The organism is Bradyrhizobium sp. SZCCHNR1053 (assembly GCF_032381235.1).
Classification (GTDB): Bacteria; Pseudomonadota; Alphaproteobacteria; order Rhizobiales; family Xanthobacteraceae; genus Bradyrhizobium.
The window spans coordinates 298,946-310,434 of sequence record NZ_JAUHJM010000004.1 but is presented as its reverse complement, the minus strand read 5'-3'; the positions used below and the strand labels follow the sequence as shown (position 1 = coordinate 310,434).

Annotated in this window: 9 protein-coding genes; 4 read left to right on the top strand and 5 right to left on the bottom strand. The window is 66.5% G+C overall.

Annotation, left to right across the window (positions count from 1 at the left end; translation table 11 throughout):
* Positions 1-12: 12 nt before the first annotated feature.
* The 5 genes from QX051_RS13460 to ltnD all read right to left on the bottom strand — a co-directional run bounded on the left by QX051_RS13460 (position 13) and on the right by ltnD (position 7,555).
* On the bottom strand, positions 13-1,716 hold the full coding sequence (locus tag QX051_RS13460) for a methyl-accepting chemotaxis protein (RefSeq protein WP_315776449.1): 1,704 nt from the start codon (positions 1,714-1,716) through the stop codon (positions 13-15).
* Between the two features lie 525 nt (positions 1,717-2,241).
* Positions 2,242-4,269, bottom strand: coding sequence for a methyl-accepting chemotaxis protein (locus tag QX051_RS13455; protein ID WP_315737240.1), 2,028 nt, complete (start codon positions 4,267-4,269; stop codon positions 2,242-2,244).
* A 279-nt stretch (positions 4,270-4,548) separates the two neighbouring features.
* The gene (gene otnK / locus QX051_RS13450) at positions 4,549-5,826 is read right to left on the bottom strand and encodes a 3-oxo-tetronate kinase (protein WP_315776448.1); all 1,278 of its coding nucleotides are present in this window, start codon (positions 5,824-5,826) and stop codon (positions 4,549-4,551) included.
* A complete protein-coding gene (otnI, locus tag QX051_RS13445) occupies positions 5,823-6,605 on the bottom strand; it encodes a 2-oxo-tetronate isomerase (protein ID WP_315776447.1) in 783 nt (260 codons plus the stop codon). Before otnI ends, otnK begins: the two co-directional genes overlap by 4 nt.
* A gap of 26 nt (positions 6,606-6,631) precedes the next feature.
* Positions 6,632-7,555 (bottom strand): L-threonate dehydrogenase, encoded by a 924-nt coding sequence (gene ltnD / locus QX051_RS13440; RefSeq protein WP_409997724.1) that lies wholly within the window; start codon positions 7,553-7,555, stop codon positions 6,632-6,634.
* Positions 7,556-7,675: 120 nt separating this feature from the next.
* On the opposite strand from ltnD, the gene QX051_RS13435 reads away from it, so the two are divergent.
* The 4 genes from QX051_RS13435 to QX051_RS13420 all read left to right on the top strand — a co-directional run bounded on the left by QX051_RS13435 (position 7,676) and on the right by QX051_RS13420 (position 11,443).
* Positions 7,676-8,338 (top strand): aldolase, encoded by a 663-nt coding sequence (locus QX051_RS13435; RefSeq protein ID WP_315776446.1) that lies wholly within the window; start codon positions 7,676-7,678, stop codon positions 8,336-8,338.
* Positions 8,339-8,362: 24 nt separating this feature from the next.
* Complete coding sequence (locus tag QX051_RS13430) at positions 8,363-8,575, top strand: hypothetical protein (RefSeq protein ID WP_315737235.1); 213 nt, start codon at positions 8,363-8,365, stop codon at positions 8,573-8,575.
* 508 nt (positions 8,576-9,083) lie between these two features.
* Positions 9,084-10,121 carry an ABC transporter ATP-binding protein gene (locus QX051_RS13425; RefSeq protein WP_315776548.1) on the top strand — a complete coding sequence of 346 codons (1,038 nt, stop codon included), beginning with the start codon at positions 9,084-9,086 and terminating at the stop codon, positions 10,119-10,121.
* Positions 10,122-10,153: 32 nt separating this feature from the next.
* Positions 10,154-11,443 (top strand): PotD/PotF family extracellular solute-binding protein, encoded by a 1,290-nt coding sequence (locus tag QX051_RS13420; RefSeq protein WP_315776445.1) that lies wholly within the window; start codon positions 10,154-10,156, stop codon positions 11,441-11,443.
* The last annotated feature ends 46 nt before the right edge of the window (positions 11,444-11,489 follow it).

Genomic DNA, 11,489 nt, shown 5'->3' with positions numbered 1-11,489 from the left:
GCTGCCGGCCTCTCAGGCCGCGCGGACCGTCTGCAGGAAGCGGCTGACCTCGCGCTTGAGGCGGTTGCTGTCTGTCGACAGACCCTGGGCCGCCTCCAGCACCTGGGTCGACGCCGAGCCGGTCTCGGTCGCGCCGCGCTGCACGTCGGTGATGTTGACGGAAACCTGCTGCGTGCCGTGCGCCGCCTGCTGCACGTTGCGCGAGATTTCCTTGGTCGCGGCGTTCTGCTCTTCGACGGCGGCAGCAATCGTCGAGGAAACCTCCGACAGCCGCTCGATGCTGCCGGAGATCAGCCTGATCGCCGCGACCGATTCCTGTGTCGCCGCCTGGATGCCGGCCACCTGCTGGCCGATCTCGTCGGTCGCCTTGGCGGTCTGCTCCGCCAGCGCCTTGACCTCGGCGGCGACCACGGCAAAGCCCCGCCCCGCCTCGCCGGCACGCGCCGCCTCGATGGTGGCGTTCAGCGCCAGCAGATTGGTCTGCCCGGCAATGCTGTTGATCAGCTCGACCACGTCGCCGATGCGGCTCGCCGCGCGCGACAGCTCGCTCACCCGCTCGTTGGTCTTCTTCGCCTGCTCGACCGCTTCATTGGCCATGCGCGCCGATTCATGCACCTGGCGGCCGATCTCGGTGACCGAGGACGTCATCTCCTCGGTGGCCGAGGCGACGGATTGCACGTTGGTGGACGCTTCCTCCGACGCGGCCGCCACCGTGGTTGCGAGCTCGCCGGCGCGGACCGCCGTCTTGCTCAACGTGTCCGCCGACACTTCCAGCCTGGACGAAGCCGACGAGACCGTCTCGACGATCTCGCCAACGGCGCTTTCGAAGTCGTCGGCCATCTTGTGCATGTCGGCCTTGCGGCGGGCCAGCGCCCGCTGCTCGGCTTCCTTCTGCTCCGCTTCCAGCGCGTGACGTGCGACCGCATTGCTCTTGAACACCTCGACGGCGCCGGCCATCTCGCCGATCTCGTCGCCGCGTCCCACGCCGGGGACCTCGACGTCGAGACGGCCGCCGGCGAGGCTCTTCATCGCGCTGGTCATGCGATGCAGCGGGTTGGTGATGCCGCGCCCGACGAGCGTCGACACGACGAGCAGGATCAGCAGCACGATTCCGGCCGCCGTCAACGACTGCCGCGTCGAGGCCCAGGCCTGCGCCGAGAGGTCATCGATATAGACGCCGGTTCCGACCAGCCAATTCCAGGCTGCGAACCCCGCGACATGGGTCAGCTTGGGCTGCGGCGTCTCGGAGCCGGGCTTCGGCCAATCGTAGTCGACGAAGCCGCGGCCATGCTGGCGAACCACATCGATCATCTCGATGAACAGCTTCTTGCCGTTCGGATCCTTCATGTCCGCGACGTCCTGCCCGACCAGCTTGGTCGAGATCGGATGCATCAGCATCTTCGCGGTCATGTCCGTGACGAAGAAATACTCGTTGCCGCCATAGCGCAGCTGGGAGGCGCGCTCGAGAGCGCGCTTCTGCGCCTCGGCGACCGAGATCGTCCCCTTCTGCGCGGCCGCATGCTCCTCGGCGAAGATGCCGAGCGCGAGCTCGGTCAGATGCCGGAGCTCGAGCTGCTTCTGCTGCTTGAGGCCTGCGGCGAGCTCGCGGGAATTGAAGGCAGTCAGGCCGATCAGGCCGAGGAAGCTCAGACCGATCAGGGCATAGATCTTGATCCCGATGGTGAGCTTGAGGCGATGGGGCATTGCAAAGGACATGTCGGTCTCCACGGCGCGACTCATGCTGGGGGCGCTCGGGGACAGATCACGTCGACGGGCGTGGGCCCGCCTCGTCGTCACGCAAACGGGCCCGCAGCCCACGCGTGGAAGCTACGGGAGCCAAAATTAAGTCTGGTTAAGACCGTGTCCGTGCAAATACGGAGCAGCGATCGAAAAGTGATCGTTGCCCGTCCAGATCGGTAACGCGCTCCGGCTTGGCCGTGCGGCGCGTCATCTCATGCCGTGCGACCGAACGAGAGAAGCGCCGTTTGCCCGTGGGGCTCGACTGCGCGTTGGCCGCGAATGACCAGACCCTACACGCCGACTCTTAATGCAAGTTAAAAACACAGATTGACTATGCAGGTTAGTTTTCCGGCGTCGATGTAGCGCGAACAGAAAAGCCGCGGGCGACGGGGCCGCGGACAGTCCCTGTTGGGCCAGAAAACGCAGAAGGCCGGAGCGTTCGATGCTCCGGCCTTCCAATCCCCCGCGCGACCAGCAGTTCGTCGCTTCCGCGGCTCAGCGTTATGCTGCCCGCACCGAGCCGAGGAAGCTCGCGACCTCCTGCTTGAGGCGATTGCTGTCGCCGGACAGCGCCTGTGCCGCTGAGAGCACCTGGGCCGAGGCCGACCCGGTCTCGGCCGCGCCGCGCTCGACATCGGCGATGTTGGACGAGACCTGCTGCGTGCCATGCGCGGCCTGCTGAACGTTGCGTGAGATCTCCTGCGTCGCCGCACCCTGCTCTTCGACCGCCGCTGCGATGGTCGAGGAGATTTCCGACAGCTTCTCGATCGTGGAGGAGATCTCCTTGATGGCGCTGACCGACTCCTGCGTCGCGACCTGGATGCTCGAGATCTGCTGGCCGATCTCGCCGGTTGCCTTCGCGGTCTGCTCCGCCAGCGCCTTGACCTCGGAGGCGACGACCGCGAAGCCGCGGCCGGCGTCGCCGGCGCGCGCCGCCTCGATGGTGGCGTTGAGCGCCAGCAGGTTGGTCTGGCCGGCAATCGTGTTGATCAGTTCGACGACATCGCCGATGCGGGTGGCCGCCTTGGACAGCTCGCTGACACGCCCGGTCGTGGTGCGGGCCTGGCCGACGGCGTCGTTGGCGATGCGCGCCGATTCCTGCACTTGGCGGCTGATCTCGGTGACCGAAGAGGCCATCTGCTCGGTCGCAGACGCCACCGACTGGACGTTGGTCGTTGCTTCCTCCGAGGCGGACGCAACCGCCGTCGTCAAGCCCTGCGAGCGCGTCGCGGCCTGGGTCAGCGTGGAGGCGGACTGCTCGAGCTGGCTCGAGGCCGACGAGACGGTGTTCACGATTTCGCCGACCGCGGCTTCGAACTGCTCGGCCAGCCGCTGCATGTCGGCCTTGCGCTGGCGCGCCGCGATCGCGTCCTGTGCATTCTTCGTTTCGGCCTCGGCACGCGCCTTCTCCTCCGCGTTGCCCCGGATCACCGTCACGGTCTTGGCAAGATCGCCGATCTCGTCGCCGCGCGATGCACCGGGGATGACGATGTCGAGCCGGCCACGCGCCATCTCGCCGAGCGCAGCATTGAGCCGGGTCAACGGACGGGCGATTCCCAGGAACGAGAAGACGACCGAACCGATCACCGACAACAGAACCGCCAATCCGACAAACAGCGTGATATAGCTCGCCTGCGCGGCGACCTGGTCTGCCTCGAACCGCGCGCTCGCGTTGCGCGCGCGCGCATCCTGGATCGCAGAGGACATCAGCTCGCCGGCCTCGCCGAGATAAATGAGCGTGCGGTCGCGCAGCACGGCCTCCTTGATCCCCTCGGTCTTCACCACCTCGTCGTTCGCGGCGACGAAGTCCGAGGCGAGGCCATTGAGCTTGGTGATCGTGGCCTGGATCTCGCGATCGTCGGCCAGCATGCGGGCGTCGGTCAGCGAGCTCTTCAGCCCCGGCACCGTCTGCTTCACCGTCAGGATCGTCGCGGCATCGCCAGTCATACCGAACCGCCAAGCCTGCGACCGCATGTAGTTCAACTTGGCATCGGCGGCGTGAAGCTGGCGCTCGACCCGCTCGCGGAAGGCGAGCTTCGGCAGCGACGGCGAGGCGAGCAGCGCCTTCAGGCTGGTGTTCCAGTCGTTGGAGACGGCACTGCGCTTCTCGATCTGCGTCAGCAACTTCTTCTGCGCCTCGGCGAGATCGACCGCTCCCGCGGCATAGCTCGTCATCAGCTCCTTGATCCGGGTCAGCCGGGCGCGATTGTCGGCGGTCGACACGTTGGCGAGCGCGGCGTCGATGTCCGTCACCATCCCGGTCGAGAACTGCTGAATGTCGGCGGCTGCCTTCTCTGCCTCGGCCGGCGCACGCGCCAGCCGCGCCGAACGGCCACCGAGCTGGGTCTGCTGCATGTTGATGCTGGCCGACAGCACGCTCTCGACGACGCGCCGCGCGCGCTCGGCCTGCTGATTGGCGTGGTTGACCGCTCTTTCCGCCATCAACTGGTTAGCGATCATGCCGACGGCGAGAGATGCGCCGATGGCGCCAGCGAGCCCGAGTTTGTAGCCGATCCGATTCAGTTTCATTGCCCCTACCCACAGATGGACGCGTCACGCGACGGTCCGTACCGGAGGTATAGCGGTGAGGTCCCTAGAGACCGTTAATTTACGGGAGTTATCGGGCATTACACGCAAAAAACTTCTGCTTTTTCGGTGTGCGTCCCGATGCTTATGGCGGCACGGCGGCGCTGCCGTGCCGAGCGACGGCTCACAAACTAAGCAGATGATGAGATCGGGACCGAGGCCCAGCACGTCGTTCCAAAATCCGGCACAGGCCGACGCAGCCGGCAGTCGGCTGACGCGCAGTTAGCGCATCAGCCCGAGCGCGTCGGCGAAGAACTGCGGCCCGCCGAAATTGCCGGACTTCAGCGCCAGCAGCATGTCGCCGCCCTGCGCGCCGATTGCGCGAAGCACTGGCACGCCGGCCGCGATCTCTGGACCAACGAGGAAGCCGGGAATCCCCAGCCGGTCAACGACGGCGCCCGAGGTCTCGCCGCCGGCGACGATCAACCGCCGCACGCCGGCCTCAATCAGCCCCTCGGCGAGATCGGCCATCGCCTGCTCGATGGCGTGCCCCGCCGCTTCGCGGCCGTGCCTGGATTGCAGCGCGCTGACCTGATCCGGCGTCGCGCTGGAGGCAATCAGCACAGGCCCCTTGGCAATGCGCTCACGCGCCCAGGCCAGCGCTCGCTGCGCCTCGTCCGGACCGGCGACTAGGCTCGCCGCATCGAGATGCAGCACCGGCATGATGGTCTCGGCCTGCGCGATCTGCTGCAGCGTCGCCTGCGAGCAGCTTCCGGCGAGGCAGGCGGCCATGCCGCCGACGGGTGCATCCGCGTGATGCGCCAAGCCGTGGGCATGCACGTGCCCGGCCTCGACCAGAGCGCGCGCCAGCCCGAGCCCGATGCCGGACGCGCCGACAGAGACCCGGTTCTTCAAGGCGGCCGCGCCGATCGCAATCAGGTCGGCGTCGAACACGGCGTCGACGATCGCCGCACCAATGCCCTGCGCGGCCAATTCCTGCAGCCTGTGGCCGATCGCCTCCGGCCCGTGCACGACGGCGGCGAGGTCGACCAAGCCGATTTTCCTGCGGCTCTGGCGCGCCAGCACGCGCACCAGATTGGCGTCGTGCATCGGGTTGAGCGGATGATCCTTGAGCGGGCTCTCGTTGAGCGGCACGCTGCCGACGAAGAGGTTGCCTTGATAGACGGTCCGCCTGGTTTCCGGGAAGGCCGGGGTCACCAGCACGATGCCGTCGCCCGCATCACCGGCGAGCGCGTCCATGACAGGGCCGATATTGCCGGCGTCGGTGGAATCGAACGTCGAGCAGATCTTGAACAGCACATGGTCGGCCCCCCGTGCGCGCAGCCATTTGTCGGCCTCGCGTGAGCGGGCCACGGCAAGCGAAGCCTCGATCGACCGGCTCTTCAGCGACACCACGACGGCATCGACCTCCGGCAGCGTGAGGTCATCAGCCGGCACGCCGATCGTCTGCACCGTGCGCAGGCCGGCGCGGGTCAGCGTGTTCGCGAGGTCGGAGGCGCCGGTGTAGTCGTCGGCGATGCAGCCGAGCTTCAAGGTCACGGCTTCACTCCCTTGTAGGGCGCAAACCAGTTGAGCCCGTCCTCGGTGCGACCGCGCGGATTGTACTCGCAGCCGACGAAGCCGGCATAGCCGAGCCGGTCGAGCTCGGCGAACAGGAACGGATAGTTCAGCTCCTCGCCGTCGGGCTCGTTGCGCGAGGGGATGCTGGCGATCTGGATGTGGCCGATGATGTCCATCATCTCGCGCAGCCGCATGGTGACGTCGCCATGGATGATCTGGCAGTGATAGATGTCGAATTGCAGCTTGAGATTTGGAATCTTCAGCTCGCGGATGAGATCGCGGGCGAAGCCGAAATCGTTGAGGAAGTAGCCGGGCACGTTGCGCGCATTGATCGGCTCGATGACGACGTCGAGGCCATGGGGCGCGAAGAACTCCGCCGCCCAGGCCACCGACTTGGTGTAGGCTTCCACGGCCTTCGCCTCACTACGTTCGGCGATGCCCGCCATCATGTGCAGCCGCTTCACGCCGGTGGCCTTGGCATAGGGCAGCGCCGTCTCGAGGCTCGCCTTGAGATCATCGAAGCGCTGGGGCAGCGCGGCAAAGCCCTTCTCGCCGGCATCCCAGTTGCCGGGCGGCAGGTTGAACAGCGCTTGCGTCAGGCCGTTGCCGTGCAGCCGCTTGCCGACCTCCTCGGCCGGATAATCATAGGGAAACAGGAATTCGACCGCGGTGAAGCCGGCCTTGGCGGCGGCGGCGAAGCGGTCGAGGAACGGATGCTCGGTGAACATCATCGAGAGATTGGCGGCGAAACGGGGCATGGCGTGAAAACTCGTCGTACTGCTTGCTACTTGGAGGAGCCCGGCAGCGTCGTGCCGGTGACCTGCGCGTACATCCGCGCCACCGAGGCGTCGTCGTCGCGGCCCATGCCGGCGGCCGACGTCATCAGGAACATCTGCAGCGCGGCGGCCGAGACGGGCACCGGAAAACGATGGCTGCGCGCCATGTCCTGGATGATGCCGAGATCCTTGACGAAGATCTCGACCGCACTGCGCGGCGTGTAGTCGCCGTCGAGGACGTGCGGCATGCGGTTCTCGAACATCCAGGAATTGCCGGCCGAGGCTGTGATGACCTCATAGACCTTGCGGATGTCGAGGCCCTGCTTGGCGGCAAAGGCGATGGCCTCGCTGGCGGCTGCGATGTGCACGCCGGCGAGCAGCTGGTTGATCATCTTGAACGCGGCGCCCTGCCCGGCCGCATCGCCGAGCTCATAGAGCTTGGCCGCCATCGCATCGAGCGCCGGCCGCGCCTTGGCAAACGCAGCCGCGCTGCCCGAGGCCAGGATCGTCAGCTCGCCCTGCGCGGCGCGCTGCGCGCCGCCGGAGATCGGCGCGTCGAGGTAGTGCCGGCCGGTGGCTTCGAGCTGCTTCGCGAGCCGCCGCGCGACGTCAGGGTCCATGGTCGCGGAGGAGACGAACACGGAGTCCTTCGGCATGGTTTCGGCAGCACCGCCGGGGCCGAACAGGATGGCTTCCGTCTGCGCCGCGTTGACGACGACACTGACCACGATGTCGGCACCTCGCGCCGCCTCGGCCGGGCTCGCCGCGCCTTTGCCGCCGTCGGCGACGAGGCGCGCTACGGCATCCGCCGAGACATCGCATCCGGTCACCTCGAAGCCTGCGCGTTTCAGCGAGGTCGCCATGCCGAACCCCATCGAGCCGAGCCCGATCACGGCGACTTTCAATTGCGATGGCGACGGCATGCGGCAGATCCCTGAAGCGTTTCCTGGTGACGTCCGGTTGCCCCGGACTGCACTCTGGGTATCACGGCTTGGCCGCGTTGCCAAAGCGTGAGACAAAGCGGCCAAAGAGCGAAATGCGAGGAAAGTCCCGTGGCGGAAACTGCGATTCGCGAGGCCATCTGCCGGTTCGGCCGCTCGCTGTTCGAGCGCGGGCTGACGCCGGGCTCTTCCGGCAACATCAGCGTGCGGCTCGATGATGGCGGCTGGCTGGTGACGCCGACCAATGCCTCGCTCGGCTTCCTCGATCCGGCCCGTTTGTCGCGGCTCGATGCCGCGGGAAAGCTGGTCTCGGGCGACGCGCCGACCAAGGAGGTGCCGCTGCACACCGCGCTGTACCAGACGCGCAATGCTGCCCGCGCCGTGGTGCATCTGCACTCGACCCATTCGGTCGCGATCTCGATGCTGCCGGACATCGATCCGCGCGCCGCGCTGCCGCCGCTGACACCTTATTATTTAATGCGCTGCGGTCAGACCGCGCTGGTGCCCTATCATCGTCCCGGCGATCCCGCGGTAGCCGATGCCATCAAGGGTCTCGCCGGCAAATACGCCTCGGTGCTGCTCGCCAATCACGGGCCGGTGGTGTCCGGCGATACGTTGGAAGCCGCCGTGTTCGCGATGGAGGAGCTCGAGGAGACCGCAAAGCTGTATCTGCTGCTGCGCGGACTCAACCCGCGTCACCTCTCGCCGCAACAGGTGGACGATCTGGTGAAAGTGTTCGGCCTCAGCCTGCCCGATCACAGCGATCATCACTGATCCCACCGGTCCGGATGGATGGGCATGCAATATCCCGCAACAACGCCAGCCGAGATCGATGCCGCTGTCCGGGTGCTCTATGAGGAGGCCCGCTTCTATCGCTGGTTTCCGATCGCAACCGACTCCTATGACGCGTTCGCCGCCTCCGATCCAATCGCGGTCAGCGAGCTGCGCGACATCGCCGAGCGCATGCTGGTGGCCGCCGCGCAGGCCAGATCGCGGGCACGGCGGGTCTAGCGTCCCGCCGACCTGCCTGCATGCCGCGGAGCCTGCGCCGCCTTGTCACTGATCAAGCTGCCTTGCCTCCAGACGGCAACGATGCCTAATATTGAGGCAAGATAAGGCTGCGGCAGCAATCACGGGCGGATCGATCGAACAAGGACGGCACCGGCAGCACACCACTGCCGCGGCGCGAGGATGCGCCCCGCCCTTCCACCATCGATTGCAGCCCATCGCGCAGCACGCCCGGAGCACGAAAGGACAAGGGCAAAATGCCTCCACATCGGCGTGGGCGCGGCTGTTTGGCCGGATCGGCGCCCGATCTGAGCGGGCTGCCGCCGGGACCGGGGAATGCCCTTTCGAGCGTTGCATACGCATCTCACCCAACGCGCAATCTTCACGCACTGCCCCGCCCCCACGGCGACCCTTGGCATATCCGTTGCAGACATCAGACGGGTCGGATCGCAGCCGCCCGATGGAGCGAGCCGCGATCATGACCGACACGCGACAGGACGACGGAGGGCGGATGGCGGCGGGCGCGAGCTTGGAACTGGTGAGGGTGACGAAGATGTACGGTCACGTCACCGCCGTCGACGCGATCGATCTGCGGATTCCCGCCGGCTCCTATTGCTGCCTGCTCGGTCCGTCCGGCTGCGGCAAGACCTCCACCCTGCGCATGGTCGCCGGCCACGAGTCGGCGACATCGGGCGACATCATCGTCGGCGCCAAGAACGTCACCGAGCTGCCGCCCGCCGGGCGCGGCACCGCGATGATGTTCCAGTCCTACGCGCTGTTTCCGCATCTCTCGGTCATCGACAACGTGGCGTTTGCGTTGAAGATGAAAGGCGTGTCCAAGCCCGAGCGCCACGCCAAGGCACGCGAGCTGCTCGAGCTCGTGGACATGCAGAGCTATGCAGGCCGACTTCCGGCGCAACTTTCCGGCGGCCAGCAGCAGCGCGTGGCACTGGCCCGCGCGCTGATCACCTCGCCGCAGATCCTGCTGCTCGACGAGCCGCTGTCGGCGCTCGACCCGTTCCTGCGCCTGCGCATGCGCGCCGAGCTGAAGCGGCTCCAGCGCGAGCTCGGCCTCACCTTCGTCCATGTCACCCATGGCCAGGACGAGGCCATGGCGCTGTCCGACCTCGTGGTGCTGATGAATGGCGGCCACATCGAGCAGCAGGGCAGCCCGCGCGAGATCTTCAATCATCCACGCACCGAATTCGCCGCCCGCTTCATCGGCGGTCACAACGTGATCCCGCTGAACGGCGAGACCTTTGCCGTACGCGTCGACCGCATCCAGCTCAAGGCGCCGACTGCGGCGGTCGACGGTCCGGGCGTGCCGGGCACGATCAGCAAGATCGAATATCAGGGCACCTATGTGCTGGTCGCGGTGACGACCGATGGTGGCCCCGAGATCTCGGCGCAGCTCAGCGACGATCAGTTCGATGCACAGACCCACAGCATCGGCGAGCGCGTCGTCGTCACCTGGAATCCGGCGCTCGCCGATGCGCTGACGACCCGTCCCGCAGCAGCAGCCGCACCGGCCGCTGAGCTGGTCGCCTGATTTCGTTTGCTCGTTTTCCCAAGGAGATGATCATGACCGACCGATCGAAGACAACATCCATCAGCCGCCGCGCGCTGCTCAAGGGCGCGGCGGGCGTCGCCGGTCTCGCCGGCTCGGGCACGCTGCTCAGCGCGCCCTATGTCCACGCCGCCGACGCCAAGGTGCTGCGCTATCTCGGCACCGCCGTGAACGAGGGCGACGAGATCTCGAAGAAGTGCCTCGCCGACACCGGCATCAAGATCGAATACATCACGGCGACGACCGACGACGTGACCAAGCGCGTCATCACCCAGCCGAACTCCTTCGACGTGCTCGACACCGAATATTTCTCGCTGAAGAAGCTGGTGCCGTCCGGCAACATCTTTCCGCTCGATGCGCGCAAGATCAAGGAGTTCGACAACATCACGCCCGTCTTCACCAAGGGCGAGCTGCCGAACGGCAAGAAGATCGGCGGCCAGGGCACCGCGCCGTGGAAGGTGCTCTATCTCGACGGCCCGAACTCCAAGACGTTCTCGGCGACGCCGACCGAGTTCGTCACCTTGATCCCGACCGTGTACAATGCCGACACGCTCGGCATCCGCCCCGACCTGATCAAGCGCCCGATCAACTCCTGGGCCGAGCTGCTCAACCCCGAATTCAAGGGCAAGGCCTCGATCCTCAACATCCCCTCGATCGGCATCATGGATGCCGCCCTCGTCGTCGAGGCGACCGGCCAGTACAAATATGCCGACAAGGGCAACATGACCAAGGCCGAGATCGACCTGACGATGAAGGTGCTGACCGAGGCCAAGAAGGCTGGCCAGTTCCGCGCGTTCTGGAAGGACTTCAACGAGTCCGTCAACCTGATGGCCTCGGGCGAGACCGTGATCCAGTCGATGTGGTCGCCGGCGGTCACCAAGGTGCGCTCGATGGGCATCCCCTGCACCTTCCAGCCGCTCAAGGAAGGCTACCGCTCATGGGCCTCGGGCTTCTGCGTCTCCAAGGCGGTGGGCGGCAGCCCGAAGCTCGACTGGGCCTATGAGTTCGTCAACTGGTACCTGTCCGGCTGGGCCGGCGCCTACCTCAACCGCCAGGGCTACTACTCGGCCGTGCTCTCCACCGCCAAGGCCAACATGACCGAGGACGAGTGGGGCTATTGGATGGAAGGCAAGCCGGCGAAGGCCGACATCAAGGCGCCGGACGGCACCCTGATGGAGAAGGCCGGCGCCGTGCGCGACGGCGGCTCCTACGAGGACCGCATGGGCAACGTCGTGTGCTGGAACGCGGTCATGGACGAGAACGACTACATGGTCCGCAAATGGAATGAGTTCATCGCCGCCTGATGTGACGATCCCGGCCTGCCGCGCCGTGCTTTCCCGCGCGGCAGGC